Below are 15,108 nucleotides of genomic sequence, written 5' to 3' on the forward strand. Positions count from 1 at the left end.
GGGCACAGGCATGACATTGACCTACGTCACAGGGGACGCGACCGAGCCGGGGGGTACAGGCCCGCGCCTGCTGGTTCACGTCTGCAACGACATCGGGGCCTGGGGCCGAGGCTTCGTACTGGCCTTGTCGAAACGTTTCCCCGAACCTGAAAAGGCCTACAAGGATTGGGCGGCTAGGAAGACAGGTCACCCCTTTGAGCTGGGAGAAGTTCAGTTCGTGGAGGTCGAGCCTGACTTGACGGTGGCGAACCTGATCGGTCAACACGACATCGCCCGGAAAAATCGACTCACAGAGCGGCCCCCGGTGCGCTACGAAGCCATCCGCACAGGACTGAAACGGGTCCGTGAGGAGGCTGAACGGACTGGGGCAACCGTTCACATGCCGCGCATCGGTGCAGGTGTGGCGGGTGGTGACTGGGCCGTGATCGCCCCCATCATTGAGGAGGAATTGGCCGCCCACGGCATAGCGGTGACGGTTTACGACCTCCCCACCGTCACGACGGGAGTGGAATCATGAGATTCCGCACCGTCCTCGGCCTGGCCCTCGGCGCGGGTCTGGGTTGGCTGCTGCTCGCGCCCACGCGGGTACGCCCGGTGGCGTGGGAGGGACCGGGCCTGACCCCCTCGCGCACGGGCGGGCCGTATGCGGACAATGGGCGGCTGAACACCGCTGAGTTGTTTGCCCCGGTTCCCGGTCACACCTCGCCCGAGTCGGTGGCGGTGGACGCCCAGGGCCGCCTCTACAGCGGCTTCGGCGGCGGAGCCATCGTCCGTTTCCAGCCGGACGGCACCCGGCCCGAGGTCGTGGCGAACACGGGCGGGCGGCCCCTCGGCCTGCGCTTTCACCCGGACGGCTCGCTCCTCGTCGCGGACGCGCTGCGCGGGTTACTGCGGGTGCGGCTGGATGGGGGAGAGGTAGACGTGCTCGCCACCGAAGCGGAGGGCGTCCCCTTCCGCTTTACTGACGATCTCGACGTGGACCGGGCCGGGCGTTTCGTCTACTTCACCGACGCGTCGAGCAAGTACGGGTGGCCGCACGAACTCCTCGACCTGCTGGAGCACGGCGGGCACGGGCGGGTGCTGCGGCATGACCTGGAGATGGGCGAGACGGTCGTGCTGGCGCGGGGGCTGAATTTCCCCAACGGGGTCACGCTGGGGCCGGACGAGGCGTATCTACTCGTCACCGAGACGGGCGGCCCAAAGGTTCACCGCCTGTGGCTGGTGGGCGAGAAGGCCGGGACGCTGGAAGTCTTCGCTGACTACCTCCCCGGCTATCCCGACAACGTGCGCTTCGACGGAGTGGGGACCTTCTGGGTCGCCCTGCCCAGCCGCCGCTCGCCGCTGCTGGACGCCACCGCGCGTCAGCCCTGGCTGCGGCGGGTCGCCGCCCGGATTGCCGAACGCGCCAAGCTCCCTCTTCCTGAGGAGTCCATGCTCGTCGCCTTGAACTTGGAAGGCCGCCCGGTCGCCTTCGCGCAGGGGAGCGGGCCGCAGAGTTACGGGTACATCACCCAGGTCCTGCCCCACGGCGACCACCTCATCCTGAGTTCGCTGCACGGCGAGACGCTGGCCCGCGTGCCGCTCTCGCGGGTGCGCCCGTGACCACCTACCTGCTGGAGCGAGACGGCGTGCTCCTCGCGCGGCTGCCGCTGCGCCACGCCGACGCCTTCGCCGTCCACTGCGACTTCCAGCCCACCGAAGCCTTCGCCCCCTACCGCGTCCTGTTCGACGAGGAAGCCCGCCTCACCGACGACCTGGCCCACGACGCCGACCCCGCCCTGATGACCCGCGCCGAGGCGCTGCTCGACGAGATTCTCGCCCTGGGGCTGACCGTCCGGCGGGAAGGCGGCGGCCCCGCCCGCGAGGTGCTGCTGGGCATTGAGGGCAACAGCGCCACCTTTCGCCCCCTGAACCCCGAGGAGGACCCCCTATGACCACGATGTTCGACACGTCCCCCCGCACCGCCGACCTCCACGCCCGCCTGACCGCCTTCATGGACGAGCACATCTACCCCAACGAGGCCGAGTTCCACCGCCAGGTGAACGAGGGCAACCGCTGGGAGCATGTCCAACTCATCGAGGACCTCAAGCCGAGGGCGCGGGCGCAGGGCCTCTGGAACCTCTTCCTGCCGCCCGCCAGCGACCCGGACGGCAAGTTCGGCCCCGGCCTGACCAACCTCGACTACGCCCCCCTGTGCGAGGTGATGGGCCGGGTGTGGTGGGCGCCCGAGGTCTTCAACTGCAACGCGCCCGACACCGGCAACATGGAGGTTCTGGCCCGCTACGGCACCCCCGAGCAGCAGGAGCAGTGGCTCGTGCCCCTCCTGAACGGCGAGATTCGCTCCGCCTTCTCCATGACCGAGCCGGAGGTGGCGTCGAGCGACGCGACGAACATCCAGGCCAGCATCACCCGCGACGGCGACGAGTACGTCATCAACGCCCGCAAGTGGTGGACGAGCGGGGCGGGCGACCCCCGCTGCGCCGTCAGCATCTTTATGGGCAAGACGGACCCGAATGCCGAGCGCCACCTCCAGCAGTCCATGATCCTGATCCCGATGGACGCGCCGGGCGTGACCACCGAGCGGATGCTGACCGTCTTCGGCTACGACGACGCGCCACACGGCCACGCCGAGATGACCTTCGAGGACGTGCGGGTGCCTGCCTCCTCCATCCTGCTGGGTGAGGGCCGGGGCTTCGAGATCGCGCAGGGGCGGCTGGGGCCGGGCCGCATCCACCACTGCATGAGGCTGATCGGGCAGGCCGAGCGGGCGCTGGAACTGATGGTGGAACGGGCGGGGCAGCGGGTCGCGTTCGGCAAGCCGCTTGCCGCGCATCAGCACGTGCGGGAGGCCATCGCGCACAGCCGCATGGAGATCGACCAGGCCCGGCTGCTGACCCTGCAAGCCGCGCACATGATGGACACCATGGGCAACAAGGCCGCGCGGGGCCAGATCGCCGCGATCAAGGTGGTCGCGCCCAACGTCGCCCTGCGCGTCATCGACCGCGCCATTCAGGTGTTCGGTGGCGCGGGCGTCAGCCAGGACACGCCCCTCGCCATGATGTACGCCCAGGCCCGCACCCTGCGCCTCGCGGACGGCCCCGACATCGTGCATACCGAGACGGTGGCGAAGGAGGAGTTGCGGCGGCAGGGCGTGGACCTGCGGCGGCGCTAGAGCTTTAATCGGATTAGAATTGACCATGCGAAAGCGTCTCACCACCGTCGGAAAATCGCGGGCGGTCATCCTTCCCAAGGAACTCCTGGAGCTGTACGGCTTCAGCGAAGAAGTGGAAATAGAGCCGGTTGAGGGGGGATTGATTCTTCGCCCGGCCAGACGGGGGATGAGCTTTGAGGAAGCCGCCGACAAGCTGTTTGCGGAAAAGGATGACCTGCTGGAGCGCCTAAGCAAGGCATGACGGTCTACCTCACGCCCGAGCAGGTGACCGCGCTGCATGACCGGGCGCTGGCCCGTCACGGAGGCCCGTCCGGAATCCGCGACCCTGGAACGCTCGCTTCGGCGCTCGCGCAACCCGCAATGGAGGCGTTTGGGATGCAGCTCTACCCTTCGCTCCTGGAGAAGGCTGCGGCCTATCTCTTCTTCCTGGCCCGAAACCATGCCTTCGTCGACGGCAATAAGCGCACCGCCTACGCGGCGACGGCCGTCTTTCTGTCCATCAACGGCGCCGAACTGGACGGGCCTGACGACGCCGTATTCGCGCTGGTACTGGACACCGCTCAGGGAAAGCATCCTGACCCCAGAGCCGTCGCCGACGCTCTTCGGCCTCTCGTGGCCCTTCCGTAGTGCTGCACAAGGAGACCCTATGGACTTCCAGAACAAGATCATCGTCGTCACCGGCGCCGCCTCTGGCATCGGCCTCGCGCTCGCCACGCGCTTCAGGCAGGAGGGCGCGACCGTCATCGCCTCTGACCTCAACGCGGAAACGGGCGCCCAGAAAGCCGCCGAGATCGGCGCCCGCTTCGTCCCCGCGAACGTGGCGAGGGAAGAGGACATCCAGGCCCTGATCGCGGACGTGCTGGGGCAGGAAGGCCGCATCGACCTGTTCTGCTCGAACGCCGGAATCGCCATCGGCGAGGGGCCGGAGACGCCCGACAAGCAGTGGGACCTGATTCACCGGGTCAACGTGATGAGCCACGTCTGGGCCGCCCGACACCTGCTGCCGTACTACCTGGAGCGCGGCGAGGGCTACTTCCTGAACACGGCGTCGGCGGCGGGATTGCTCACCGAACTGCACTCGGCCCCCTACGCGGTGACCAAGCACGCGGCGCTGGCGTTTGCCGAGTGGCTGGCGATCACCTACGGGGACCGGGGGGTCAAGGTGTCGGCCCTCTGCCCGGAGGGGGTCTGGACGCCGATGATCCAGAACGCGCCTATCCTCCAGCAGACGGCGATCACGACGGACGAACTCGTCGAGAAGGCGCTGGAGGTGCTGCGGCGGGACGGCTTCCTGATCACCACGCACCCGACCACCCTCCAGTCCTTCCAGAAGAAGGCCGCCGACTACGACGGCTGGATCGGCGGAATGCGGAGGTTGCGCGAGAAGGCGATGGCATTGCTGGCCGGGAAGCACGCCTTCGACGGCGATACGCCCCGGACCGAGGGCCATCCGTGACCCGTCCCGACACCGCCCCGGTCCGTCCCGGCGAGGAATTGCCGTTGGACGCTCTGAAGGAGGCGCTGCGAGGGAAGGTAGGGGGCGACGTGGACGCGCTGGATGTCGAACAGTTCCCCGGCGGGTTTTCCAACCTCACGTATCTCCTGCGGCTGGGCCAACCGTCGGAGGGCGGGCAGGAGTACGTGCTGCGCCGTGCCCCCCTCGGCCCGGTGGCGGCGAAGGCGCACGACATGCCGCGCGAGTACCGCTTGCTGGAGCGGGTGCATCCGGTCTTGCCCGTCGCGCCCGAACCCGTGCTGCTGGTCGAGGACGCCGCCGTGATCGGGGCGCCCTTCTACCTGATGGAGCGGCGGCGCGGGGTGGTCGTGCGGACGAAGTTGCCGTCCGAGTACGCCGCCCTTCCCGACGCGCCCCGGCAGCTCTCGGAGGCGCTGGTGGACACCCTGGTCGACCTGCACGCGGTGGACATCGGCGCAGCGGGCCTGCGCGACCTGGGCAAGCCGGAGGGCTTCAACGCCCGGCAGGTCGAGGGCTGGGCCGGACGCTGGCGCCGCGCCCGCACCGACGACCTGCCCCCGGTAGAGGAACTGCACGACGAGGACGTGATCGCCTGGCTGACCGCGAACACGCCCGCCGAATCCGCCCACACCCTCGTCCACAACGACTTCAAGCTCGACAACCTGATGCTCGACCCCGCCGACCCCTCACGGGTGGTCGCGCTGCTGGACTGGGAGATGACCACCGTGGGCGACCCCCTCGCCGACCTGGGCCTGACCCTGACCTACTGGACGATGCCCCAGCAGCCCGGTGGGGCCGAGAACCGCATCGGGGCGAATGCGCCTGGCTTCCTGAGCCGCGAGGAATTTCTGGAACGCTACGCCGCACGCAGCGGGCGCGACGTGGCGAATATCGCGTGGTACGAGGTCCTGGGCCACTTCAAGCTGGCAGTGATCGTGCAGCAGATTTATGCTCGCTACCGTGCCGGGCAGACGAAAGACCCCCGCTTCGCGCCGCTGGGCCAGCAGGCCGCGTGGCTGATCGGGGAGGCGTGGCAGCAGATTCGGGAGGTCGGCGGTGGGAGGGTGTGAGCGGGGCGCGAGGGCATGATCCTTCCCTGAACACGACTTTCAGCGCGGGAAGCCTACGCTGCCCGCATGGAACTGTTCTGGTCGGTCCTGACGGACATCCTGACGCCGCAGGGAGGCTGGTCGCTGCGGCTGATTCTGCGGATCGTCCTGAGTTCGCTGCTGCTGCTGGGCTACGTGATTGTCCTCGCCCGGATCTTCGGCTCGCGCACTTTCGCGTCCTTTACCTCCTTCGACTTTCTGGTCAACGTCGCGGCGGGGTCGCTGGTCGCCAGCGCCATCCTGGGCAACTCCATTGTCGAGTCGGCGCTGAGCCTGCTCGTGCTGGTGCTCGCGCAGTGGGGTATCTCGGCGTGGGGGGCGCGGTCGGAAGCGGTGCAGGACACCTTCGACAATTCCCCAGTCGTACTGGTCGAAAATGGGCAGGTGCGGGAAGGCGCGATGCGCCGCTCGCGGGTGGCCCGCGCCACCCTGGAAGGCAAGATGCGCGAGGCGGGCGTGACCGAATTGTCGGACGTAAAGTTCGCCGTGCTGGAATCGGGGGGGACCATCAGCGTCGTGAAGGCGTGAGAGGCGGGCCGCATGAGTGAACTTATCCTCGTGCGGCACGGGCAGGCCACCCCCTTCGAGGCCGACACCGACCGCCTTTCCCCGCTGGGCGAGGCGCAGGCCCGCGCCGTGGGCGAGTGGCTGGTCGAGTCTGGCCTGGAGCCCACCGACGTGATCTCCGGCTCCTTGATTCGCCAGCGAGAGAGCGCCCGCCTCGCCTCGGAAGCGGCGGGAGGGAGCTGGCCCGACCCTGTGACCGACCCCCGGCTGGCCGAGTACGACGGCGACGGCCTGATCCGCACCCTCGCACCCCTGCTGGCAGCCCGTGACCCCGGCTTCGACGCCCTGCTGCGGGCCTCTGAGGCTTCGCGGGAGGGGCTAGACCGCAACCGCCACCTTCAGCGGATGCTCGAACCCCTGGCGGCCGCTTACCTGCGCGGCGAGGTCGCGCACGCGGACGTGGAGCCGTGGGCGGAGTTCCGCGCCCGCGTCCACGCCTTCCTGCGCGAGTTGCTGGCGGGGCCGTCGGGCCGCACCGTGCTCGCCTTCACCTCGGGCGGCGTAATTGGCGTGACGGTGGCGGCGGTGCTCCGCGCCCCCGACGAGTCCGCCCTCACGCTGAACTGGCGCGTCCGCAACGGCAGCCTCACCCGCCTGACCTACGGCGGGGGCCGCGCCAGCCTCGATTCCTTCAATGAAACGGCCCACCTGAACGAAGCCCTCTCGTCCTGGCGCTAAAGGAGTCCCATGTCCCTCGACCCCCACCTCAAGGAAATCCTGCTGATGATGGCCGCCGCCCCCCAGCCCACCGGCCTGGAGGAGATGCGGGCTGCCGTGGTCGCCAACGCCGCCCGGATGCCGAAGCGCCCGGTCCAGATTGCTGGAACACGCGACATGACAGTTCCCGGCCCCGCCTCCGACCTCCCCGCCCGGCTGTACACCCCGGAGGGCGAGGGGCCGCACCCGCTCACGGTCTACTTCCACGGCGGCGGGTTTGTCGCCTACTCCATCGAGACGCATGACAGCGTGTGCCGGGAACTCTGCGCCGTGGCGAACACGGCCGTCCTGAGTGTCGAGTACCGCCTCGCGCCCGAGCACCGCTTTCCCGCCGGGGTGGAGGATGCCTACGCCGCGCTGACCTGGGCTGCCGCGCACGGGGAGGAGCTGGGGGCGGACACCTCGCGCCTCGCCCTGGCCGGGGACAGCGCGGGCGCGAGCCTGTGTATCGCCTGCACCCTGCTGGCGAGGGACAACGGTGGTCCCGCGATCCGTGCCCAACTGCTGATCTATCCGGCGGCCGACTTCGTGAACACGGACCGTTACCCCAGCCGCCGGGAGAATGCGGAGGGCTACTTCCTGACCGAAGAGCGGATGCGCTTTTTCGGGCAGATGTACCTCCAGGACGCCGCCCACGGTGCCCACCCCCATGTCTCGCCCCTCCATGCCGCCGAGTTGCATGACCTCCCACCCGCCCTGGTAATGACCGCCGAGTTCGACCCCCTGCGCGACGAGGGCGCAGCCTACGCGCAGGCTCTTCAGGCGGCGGGTGTCCGCGCCGAGCACCTTCCCGGCCCCGGCATGATCCACGGCTTTGCCAACATGACGGCCCTCTCGCCCGCTGCCGCCGGGCTGCTCGACCAGGCGGCGGCGTGGTTGGGGCGCGAACTCTCCTGACACGGCCCGGACGAGTGCAGGGGCCTCCTCCCTATCCCGAGCGGGGGTAAGTGCCCACAAGACAGCCGTGGACTCTGGAGCCCAGGGAGGCAGGCAACGGGAGGAGTCACGGCCCTCAGAGCCTGTTTTAAAAGTGGAACGGCGCTTTTCATCGGCGCGGTAAACAGGGGGTTTTGCCCCTCCCCCCTTGCGGGGGACTGGGACAACTCGCACCGCGAGAGGCTGGGACTCGTAGAGCTGCCCCGCAGAGGGGGGAACGCACACGACTTCCCAGCGCACGCCACGGACGATGAGTACCCTTCTGAAACAGGCCCTCGGGGGCTTACCCCCTCGCCCGCTCGGGGGGGGGTGGGCCACCCACACAGACGCGGTCGCGCCCGGCGGCCTTGGCGCGGTACAGGGCCACGTCGGCGCGGGCCACCCAGCGGTCGAGGTCGTCGCCGGGCCGGGCCTCGGCCACTCCCAGGCTGGCGGTCACGGGGCCAGCCTCCGCAAAGGGGGAGGCGCCGATCTCCCGGCGCAGCCGCTCGGCGACCTGACTCGCTCCCGGCGCGTCGGCGCCCGGCAGCACGATCAGAAATTCCTCGCCGCCCCAGCGCCCCACGGTGTCGGTCCCGCGCAGGGCGCCGCGCAGCCGGGCCGCCGCCTGGGCCAGCACCGCGTCCCCGACGTTGTGGCCGTGGCGGTCGTTGATGCCCTTGAAGTGGTCGAGGTCGAGCAGAATCAGGCAGGCGGGCTGGCCTGGGGCCTCCAGCAGCCGCTCGACGGCCGCGTAAAGGGCGCGGCGGTTGGGGAGCCCGGTCAGGGCGTCGGTGTTCGCCAGCGCCTCCAGGGTCAGGCGCTCCCCACGCTCCAGCAGGAAATGCTGGCGGTACCACGCCAGCCCGTAGAGCAGCACCAGGATGGCCCCGCAGGTGAGTTGCACCCGCACGAGCTCGGGCAGGTCGCCGGGACCGCGCCCGCGCAGGACCAGACCCGTCCAGGGCAGCGCCACACACAGGGCATACAGCCCGGCCGACACCAGCAGCGCACCCCGCGCACTCAGCAGCAGGTAGCTCAGGATGGACAGCGCCACCAGCATCCAGTAGGCCGAACTCGCCAGGCCCAGCGCCGCTTGCTCTGGGGCGATCAGGGCCAGGGCCATCTGCGCGGCGATCGCCAGCACGTTGCTGACAAACACCACCCGTTCGGCCACCACCAGCGGTCGCCCCCGCAGCAGCCACGCAGCCGTCCACAGGCACATGAGTAGCAGCAGGGGGTGGACGTACAGCACATAGGGGTCATAAGGTCCGCGCCCCCAGGTCAGCAGCCACACCAGCGCGAGCACGGCGGCCCCCACTCCCAGCGCGGCGAGGTACAGTCGGCGCCGGAGCCCCTCGGCCACATTCCCCCCCGCTCCTCCGGGAAGGGTCGGCGGCGTGAAGCGGCGGCGGTCCGGCACGGGCATGTTCCCCGAGAGTACAACCGCGCCTCCCTTTTCCCGCCGGGGGGCCTCCTGATGATGAGGGCCACCCCAAGCCTTCTTGAGTCTTCTTACATTGCAGGATGAAGTTTTTCTCCAGGCTTGGTCTGTCCGCTTCGCCCGGAAGCGTTCTAAAATGTGCCGTCCCCACACGTGCGAGGTGTCTCGGCGTGCTGGCGAATGGCGGAGACCAGAGCGACCAGCATCCACGGGACCGCTTCCCGCCAACATACGCAGGCAGAGGTGGCCCAGGCTGCCGGGGTTCCTGCGGGCTGTGCCGGGCTTTCCAGCGCACAGCCGCCTTCTTCTCTGATGTTCACCCTGCGGAGGGCTCCTACGATGAATCTGTCCATGACCTCACTGCCCACCCGTACTGCCGCGCCCGCCCTGCTGGTGGTGGCCCACCTGCGCTGGGACTTCGTGTTTCAGCGGCCCCAGCACCTGATGACGCGGGCGGCCCGCTCCCGGCGGGTGTACTACATCGAGGAGCCCGTGTTCGGCGCCCACGCGGACCACCTCGTCTCGCGTGAGGAGGCGTGCGGCGTGACGGTGGTCCAGCCCCACGTCGAAGCGGGACACAGCCCGGCCGAGTCGCAGGCGCGGACCGCCCGGCTGCTGTGCGGGCTGGTGCAGGAGCAGGAGCTGGCCGAGTACGACCTGTGGGTCTACACGCCCTACGAGTTGCCCATCACGGCCGGACTCACCCCACGCGTGACCGTCTACGACTGCATGGACGAACTCGCCCAGTTCAAGGGCGCCCCCCCCGAGCTGCGCGAGCGCGAGGACCAGCTGTTCGAGCAGGCCGACCTCGTCTTCACGGGCGGTCACCGCCTGTACGAGGCCAAGCGTGAGCGGCACGCGGGGGCCCACCCCTTTCCCTCCAGCGTGGAGGTCGAGCACTTCGCCCGTGCGCGCCAGAACCCGGAGGACGCCCCGGACCAGCGGAACCTGCCCCGGCCCCGGCTGGGCTTTTACGGCGTGATCGACGAGCGCTTCGACATCGAGCTGATCGGTGAACTCGCCCGCCGTCGCCCGGAGTGGCAGTTCGTGCTGCTGGGGCCGGTCGTGAAGATTGACCCCGCCGACCTACCGCGCGGTGAGAACCTGCACTACCTGGGCATGAAGAGCTACAGCGAACTCCCCACCTACCTCGCGTACTGGGACGTGGCGCTGCTGCCCTTCGCGCTGAACGAGGCCACCGAGTTCATCAGCCCCACCAAGACGCCCGAGTACCTTGCGGCGGGGGTGCCGGTCGTGTCCACCCCCATCCGCGACGTGGTGCGGCCCTATGGCGAGAAAGACCTCGTGCGGATCGCCCAGGGTGTGGACGACTTCGAGGCCGCCTGTGCCGAGGCCCTCGCAGAGCGTCCTACCTCCGCCGGGGAGGAGCGCCGTGCCCGTGCCGACGTGCACCTCTCGACCCTCTCCTGGGACCGCACCTGGCGGGACATGAGCGCCCTCATCGAACGGGCAGCGGCCGAGAAGCAGGCTGAGAGCGCCCTGGCCGGTGTCGCCGATGATTGAAGCTACGCCCGGCGGCGCTAGGATGGCCTCTGTGACTTCTACCGGTTTTGATTACCTGATCGTGGGGGCAGGCTTCGCGGGCAGCGTGCTCGCCGAGCGCCTTGCCAATGACGGCAAGCGTATCCTGATCGTGGACCGCCGCCCACACATCGGCGGCAACGCTTACGACTGCTACGACGACGCGGGCATTCTGATTCACCCCTACGGCCCGCATATCTTCCACACCAACTCGAAAGAAGTTTTCGACTACCTCTCGCGCTTCACCGCGTGGCGGCCCTACGAGCACCGGGTCCTCGCGAGCGTGGACGGGCAACTGCTGCCCATTCCGATCAACCTCGACACCGTGAACCGGCTGTACGGGCTGAACCTGACCTCCTTTCAGGTCGAGGAGTTCTTCGCCTCAGTCGCGGAGAAGGTCGATCAGGTCCGCACCTCGGAGGACGTGGTCGTAGGCAAGGTCGGGCGCGACCTCTACAACAAGTTCTTCCGGGGCTATACGCGCAAGCAGTGGGGCCTGGACCCCAGCGAACTCGACGCGTCCGTCACGGCCCGCGTGCCCACCCGCACCAACCGCGACGACCGCTATTTCGCGGACACCTACCAGGCGATGCCGCTGCACGGCTACACCCGGATGTTCGAGAGCATGCTCGCGCACCCCAACATTAAGGTGATGCTGAACACCGACTACCGGGAGATTCAGGAGTTCATCCCCTTCGGGCACATGATCTACACCGGACCGGTGGACGCCTTCTTCGACCACTGCTACGGCAAGTTGCCCTACCGCAGCCTGGAATTCGTCCACGAGACGCACGCCCGTGAGTGGTTCCAGCCCACCGGCACGGTGAACTACCCCAACGACTACGGGTACACCCGCATCAGCGAGTTCAAGTACATCACTGGGCAGGAGCACAAGCACACGTCGGTGGTGTACGAATACCCCCGCGCCGAGGGCGACCCCTACTATCCGGTGCCGCGCCCTGAGAACCAGGAGCTGTACAGGAAGTACGCGGCCCTGGCCGACGCCCGCACCGACGTGACCTTCGTGGGGCGCCTCGCCACCTACCGCTACTACAACATGGACCAGGTGGTCGCTCAGGCGCTCGCCACCCACCGCAAGCTGACCGGGCAGAAGACCGCCCCCGAGCCTGCGACGGTCGGCTGAGTCCCACTTTCACCCTTCCGCCCCAGCTCCCCGGCTGGGGTTTTTTGCTGGCCGCTGGCGACTGGAAGCTGGCGACTACAAGTGCGTCCGCACCTCCCACAGCTCCGGGAACAGCACGACATCCAGCGCCCGGCGCAGATACCCCGCCCCGCTGGTGCCCCCACTGCCCCGCTTGAAGCCGATGGTACGCTCGACCGTCGTGAGGTGGTTGAAGCGCCAGGCCCGGAAGTTGTCCTCCACGTCGAGCAGTTTCTCGGCCAGCTCGTACAGGTCCCAGTACCGCTCGGGGTCGCGGTAGACGGTCAGCCACGCGTCCAGCACAGCGGGGTGGGCCTCGTGCGGGCGGGTGAGGTCGCGCTCCAGCACCTCGGCGGGGAGGGGAAGGCCACGGGCGGCCAACAGACGCAGGGTCAGGTCGTACACGCTGGGGGCGTGCAGCGCTGCCTCCAGCGGGCCGTGCAGGTCGGGGCGGTGGGCATGGGGCTTGAGCAGCGTGGGGTTGCGGTTGCCCAGCAGCACCTCCACCATCCGGTAGCCCGCTGACTGAAAGCCCGACGCCTCCCCGAAGGCCCCGCGAAACTGAAGGTAGTCCGCTGGGGTCATCGTCTTGAGCACCTCCCACGCCGCCGTGAGTTGTTCCTGCGCCCGCACCACCCGCGTGAGGCCCTTGAGGGGCGCGTCGGTGATCCCCGCCGCGAGCTGGTCCATCGCCGCCCGCAATTCACGCACCACCAGAGAGAGCCACAGCTCCGAGACGTGATGCACGGTAATGAACAGGTGCTCGTCGTGCGCCCCCGTGACCGGCTGGTGCGCCGACAGCAGCGTGTCGAGGTGCAGGTAGTCGCCGTAGCTCAGGCGGCGGGTGAAGTCCAGCCGGGCCTGCTCGGGCGCGTCCCGGTCCGGGGTGGGCCGGTCAGGGGTAGGGGAGGAGGTCATGGCCGCAGCTTAAGGCAAGTTGTCTAGAGAATAGGGGCGTTGGGCCTCCGCTCTAGCCTGCCGTCACTGCCTCTGGCTTCCGCCCCGCCGCCACTGCCGCCTCCTGCGCGATAAAGCGGGCCGTGCGCCGGGCCAGCGCCATCACGCTGACCATCGGGTTGGCGCCCGAGGAGGTCGGAAAGGCGCTGGTGTCCCCGATCCACACGCCGGGGGTGCCGTGCAGCTCGCCGCGTGGGTCGGCCACGCTGGTCTGCGGGTCCTGACCCATCCGGGCGCTGCCCATCTGGTGGGCACTGAAGACCGCGTGCCCGCCGCGCCCGATGGGAAGTCGGCGCAGCCCGGCGATCCAGGCTTCGAGGTCCTGCCCACGTGTCCAGGGCCGCACCCCGTCGGCCAGCGCGAAGATCTGCTCAGCCCCGGCTGCCGCCAGAATCCGGGCGACCGTGCCCTGGCCGTGCCAGTAGTTCTCCACGTCGAGGGGATCGGTCACCGCGTAGGTCACGCGGGGCTGGCCGCGTTCGTCCAGGGTGACCTCGCCGCTGCCCCGGTCGCGGGTGAGGTGAATCAGGGTCACGCTGCGGGCGTGGTCGGCCATCAGGGTCTTGTGGGCCGTCCCGCCCTGCCACACCGCCGCCGACGCGAACAGGCCGGTGGTGTACTGGCTGGTCTCGATCAGGTAGCCGAAGCCCCCGCTGCGACCCGCGAACTCGTCCACGATGGCGGCCTGGGTCGCGCCCCACCAGGTGTCCTGCTCGCCCGCAAAGGTGCCCGTCAGTGCTCCGCAGGGGTGGAGGTGCAGGTGCTTCCCGGCCGCTGGTCCACCTAACCCCGAGCGCAGCAGCAAGGCAGGCGTTTCCAGCGAGCCTCCCGCCACGACGACCTGCGGCGCCCGCACGGTGACCTGCCGGGGGCCACTTGCGGTCTGGACGGTCACTGCAACCCCGCACGCCCGCCCCCCCTCGGTCAGGATGCGGTCGGCGGTCGCGCCCTCCACGAGGCGGGCACCCCGCGCCGCCGCGTCCTTGAGGTAGGTCTTGAGGGTGCTCTGCTTGGCGCCCGTCGCGTCCCCGAAGCCGATGTGCCCGGCGTGCTGGGGATCGTGCCGGGCGAGGTCCACGTTGCGGTACGCCCGGCGGTAGCGGTAGCCCAGCCGCAGCGCTCCCTCCAGCATTCGTTGGTGGGTGCCGTTGTACTCGCTGGCCTGATCGGTCGCGCCGATACGCTCCATCACCGCGTTGGTATCGGCGTCGAACTCGGGGCCGTCCACCCCTTCCAGCCCGGCGAGCGCCCACTCGCGCCGGACCTCGGGCGGGGTGCGGACGCAGTTCATCCAGTTGACGGTCGTGCCGCCGCCCAGGGTGCGCCCCGCGATCAGCGAGACGTTGCCGTCGGCAGTCGGCGTGAAACCTCCGCGCCAGTAGAGGTTCTGGTAGGCCCACAGCTCCGAGCGGCCCAGTTCGGCGTCGGCGTGCTGCCGCCCCGCCTCCAGCACCAGAACCCGCAGGCCCGCCGCCGACAGTTCACCCGCGATCACCCCGCCGCCCGCCCCGGAGCCGACGACCACCACGTCGGCCTCCAGCGTCTCGCCGTCCTGCGGGGTCAGGGTGGGCAAGTCGCGCTCGGTGGCCGCCCCCGTGAAGGTCGGCCCCGCGTAGCCGAACTGCCGCCAGAAGGGATTGGGACGACCCTCCTCGCCGGGGTGCGCGTAGGTCAGCATCAGCAGCAGGCGGCGCAGTCCGGCGAGGCCTTGCGCCGCCTGCGGGCTGAGGCGGGTCAGGCCCCGTAGCAGGCCCTCGCGCAGCGCGAGCGGCGTCTCCGGGCGCAGCCCCGCGCGGGCCAGCACGTCCAGCAGGCGTTCAGCGTCCCGGCGCTCGGCGTCCGGCAATCCGGCGAGCACCTCGGCGGCGACCTGATCGGCTCCGGTCGCGCTGCCGGGGGTGGAGTAAAACCCATGTGGGTCGGGAGAGCGCCGCAGCGCGGGCACGAAGGTATCGGTCAGCGCCCGCAGGGTCCGGCGCTGGGAAGGGGTCAGGGGGGCAGGCTGGGACATGGCAGGCACTCCGGGAGAGCAGGGGAGAGGCCGGG

General features: G+C 69.5%; 16 protein-coding genes. 13 read left to right on the forward strand and 3 right to left on the reverse strand.

Annotated elements, in window-relative coordinates; genetic code table 11:
- Positions 1-10: 10 nt before the first annotated feature.
- The 11 genes from F8S09_RS07470 to F8S09_RS07520 all read left to right on the forward strand — a co-directional run bounded on the left by F8S09_RS07470 (position 11) and on the right by F8S09_RS07520 (position 7,939).
- Positions 11-517 carry a macro domain-containing protein gene (locus F8S09_RS07470; RefSeq protein WP_152870691.1) on the forward strand — a complete coding sequence of 169 codons (507 nt, stop codon included), beginning with the start codon at positions 11-13 and terminating at the stop codon, positions 515-517.
- A complete protein-coding gene (locus F8S09_RS07475; RefSeq protein WP_152870693.1) occupies positions 514-1,602 on the forward strand; it encodes an SMP-30/gluconolactonase/LRE family protein in 1,089 nt (362 codons plus the stop codon). The genes F8S09_RS07470 and F8S09_RS07475 overlap by 4 nt, the downstream gene beginning before the upstream one ends.
- Entirely contained in the window at positions 1,599-1,934 is a 336-nt protein-coding gene (locus F8S09_RS07480) for a hypothetical protein (RefSeq protein WP_322618627.1), read from the forward strand. The genes F8S09_RS07475 and F8S09_RS07480 overlap by 4 nt, the downstream gene beginning before the upstream one ends.
- A 5-nt stretch (positions 1,935-1,939) precedes the next feature.
- Positions 1,940-3,172: an acyl-CoA dehydrogenase family protein gene (locus tag F8S09_RS07485; RefSeq protein WP_194165274.1), complete on the forward strand. Its 1,233-nt coding sequence runs from the start codon at positions 1,940-1,942 to the stop codon at positions 3,170-3,172.
- Between the two features lie 25 nt (positions 3,173-3,197).
- Complete coding sequence (locus F8S09_RS07490) at positions 3,198-3,413, forward strand: AbrB/MazE/SpoVT family DNA-binding domain-containing protein (protein ID WP_152870697.1); 216 nt, start codon at positions 3,198-3,200, stop codon at positions 3,411-3,413.
- A complete protein-coding gene (locus F8S09_RS07495) occupies positions 3,410-3,799 on the forward strand; it encodes a type II toxin-antitoxin system death-on-curing family toxin (RefSeq protein WP_152870699.1) in 390 nt (129 codons plus the stop codon). Before F8S09_RS07490 ends, F8S09_RS07495 begins: the two co-directional genes overlap by 4 nt.
- A gap of 19 nt (positions 3,800-3,818) precedes the next feature.
- The gene (locus F8S09_RS07500; protein WP_152870701.1) at positions 3,819-4,628 is read left to right on the forward strand and encodes an SDR family NAD(P)-dependent oxidoreductase; all 810 of its coding nucleotides are present in this window, start codon (positions 3,819-3,821) and stop codon (positions 4,626-4,628) included.
- The gene (locus tag F8S09_RS07505; protein ID WP_322618628.1) at positions 4,625-5,719 is read left to right on the forward strand and encodes a phosphotransferase family protein; all 1,095 of its coding nucleotides are present in this window, start codon (positions 4,625-4,627) and stop codon (positions 5,717-5,719) included. Before F8S09_RS07500 ends, F8S09_RS07505 begins: the two co-directional genes overlap by 4 nt.
- A gap of 66 nt (positions 5,720-5,785) precedes the next feature.
- Positions 5,786-6,286, forward strand: coding sequence for a DUF421 domain-containing protein (locus F8S09_RS07510; RefSeq protein ID WP_152870704.1), 501 nt, complete (start codon positions 5,786-5,788; stop codon positions 6,284-6,286).
- Positions 6,287-6,298: 12 nt separating this feature from the next.
- A complete protein-coding gene (locus F8S09_RS07515) occupies positions 6,299-7,003 on the forward strand; it encodes a histidine phosphatase family protein (RefSeq protein WP_152870706.1) in 705 nt (234 codons plus the stop codon).
- Between the two features lie 9 nt (positions 7,004-7,012).
- Positions 7,013-7,939 (forward strand): alpha/beta hydrolase, encoded by a 927-nt coding sequence (locus F8S09_RS07520; protein WP_152870708.1) that lies wholly within the window; start codon positions 7,013-7,015, stop codon positions 7,937-7,939.
- Between the two features lie 322 nt (positions 7,940-8,261).
- Here the strand turns inward: F8S09_RS07520 and F8S09_RS07525 are convergent, their stop codons facing one another.
- Positions 8,262-9,386, reverse strand: a complete 1,125-nt coding sequence (locus tag F8S09_RS07525) for a GGDEF domain-containing protein (protein WP_194165263.1) — start codon at positions 9,384-9,386, stop codon at positions 8,262-8,264.
- Between the two features lie 366 nt (positions 9,387-9,752).
- Between F8S09_RS07525 and F8S09_RS07530 the strand changes: the two genes are divergently transcribed.
- Positions 9,753-10,925, forward strand: coding sequence for a glycosyltransferase family 1 protein (locus F8S09_RS07530; RefSeq protein ID WP_194165264.1), 1,173 nt, complete (start codon positions 9,753-9,755; stop codon positions 10,923-10,925).
- Positions 10,926-10,947: 22 nt separating this feature from the next.
- Complete coding sequence (gene glf, locus F8S09_RS07535; RefSeq protein ID WP_152870715.1) at positions 10,948-12,087, forward strand: UDP-galactopyranose mutase; 1,140 nt, start codon at positions 10,948-10,950, stop codon at positions 12,085-12,087.
- 75 nt (positions 12,088-12,162) lie between these two features.
- Here the strand turns inward: glf and kynA are convergent, their stop codons facing one another.
- Both kynA and F8S09_RS07545 read right to left on the reverse strand, forming a co-directional pair.
- Positions 12,163-13,023 carry a tryptophan 2,3-dioxygenase gene (gene kynA / locus F8S09_RS07540; protein ID WP_152870717.1) on the reverse strand — a complete coding sequence of 287 codons (861 nt, stop codon included), beginning with the start codon at positions 13,021-13,023 and terminating at the stop codon, positions 12,163-12,165.
- A 52-nt stretch (positions 13,024-13,075) separates the two neighbouring features.
- Positions 13,076-15,073, reverse strand: coding sequence for a GMC family oxidoreductase (locus tag F8S09_RS07545; RefSeq protein ID WP_152870719.1), 1,998 nt, complete (start codon positions 15,071-15,073; stop codon positions 13,076-13,078).
- Positions 15,074-15,108: the final 35 nt, after the last annotated feature.

This window comes from Deinococcus terrestris (assembly GCF_009377345.1).
Lineage (GTDB): Bacteria > Deinococcota > Deinococci > Deinococcales > Deinococcaceae > Deinococcus > Deinococcus terrestris.

What these genes read in the sequence shown, in the direction of transcription:
- F8S09_RS07515 (WP_152870706.1), top strand. Translation starts at nt 6,299, where the DNA reads ATGAGTGAACTTATCCTCGTGCGGCACGGGCAGGCCACCCCCTTCGAG.
- glf (WP_152870715.1), top strand. Translation starts at nt 10,948, where the DNA reads ATGGCCTCTGTGACTTCTACCGGTTTTGATTACCTGATCGTGGGGGCA.
- F8S09_RS07520 (WP_152870708.1), top strand. Translation starts at nt 7,013, where the DNA reads ATGTCCCTCGACCCCCACCTCAAGGAAATCCTGCTGATGATGGCCGCC.
- F8S09_RS07495 (WP_152870699.1), top strand. Translation starts at nt 3,410, where the DNA reads ATGACGGTCTACCTCACGCCCGAGCAGGTGACCGCGCTGCATGACCGG.
- F8S09_RS07485 (WP_194165274.1), top strand. Translation starts at nt 1,940, where the DNA reads ATGTTCGACACGTCCCCCCGCACCGCCGACCTCCACGCCCGCCTGACC.
- F8S09_RS07490 (WP_152870697.1), top strand. Translation starts at nt 3,198, where the DNA reads ATGCGAAAGCGTCTCACCACCGTCGGAAAATCGCGGGCGGTCATCCTT.
- F8S09_RS07475 (WP_152870693.1), top strand. Translation starts at nt 514, where the DNA reads ATGAGATTCCGCACCGTCCTCGGCCTGGCCCTCGGCGCGGGTCTGGGT.
- F8S09_RS07510 (WP_152870704.1), top strand. Translation starts at nt 5,786, where the DNA reads ATGGAACTGTTCTGGTCGGTCCTGACGGACATCCTGACGCCGCAGGGA.
- F8S09_RS07470 (WP_152870691.1), top strand. Translation starts at nt 11, where the DNA reads ATGACATTGACCTACGTCACAGGGGACGCGACCGAGCCGGGGGGTACA.
- F8S09_RS07530 (WP_194165264.1), top strand. Translation starts at nt 9,753, where the DNA reads ATGACCTCACTGCCCACCCGTACTGCCGCGCCCGCCCTGCTGGTGGTG.
- F8S09_RS07525 (WP_194165263.1), bottom strand. Translation starts at nt 9,386, where the DNA reads ATGCCCGTGCCGGACCGCCGCCGCTTCACGCCGCCGACCCTTCCCGGA.
- F8S09_RS07545 (WP_152870719.1), bottom strand. Translation starts at nt 15,073, where the DNA reads ATGTCCCAGCCTGCCCCCCTGACCCCTTCCCAGCGCCGGACCCTGCGG.
- F8S09_RS07500 (WP_152870701.1), top strand. Translation starts at nt 3,819, where the DNA reads ATGGACTTCCAGAACAAGATCATCGTCGTCACCGGCGCCGCCTCTGGC.
- kynA (WP_152870717.1), bottom strand. Translation starts at nt 13,023, where the DNA reads ATGACCTCCTCCCCTACCCCTGACCGGCCCACCCCGGACCGGGACGCG.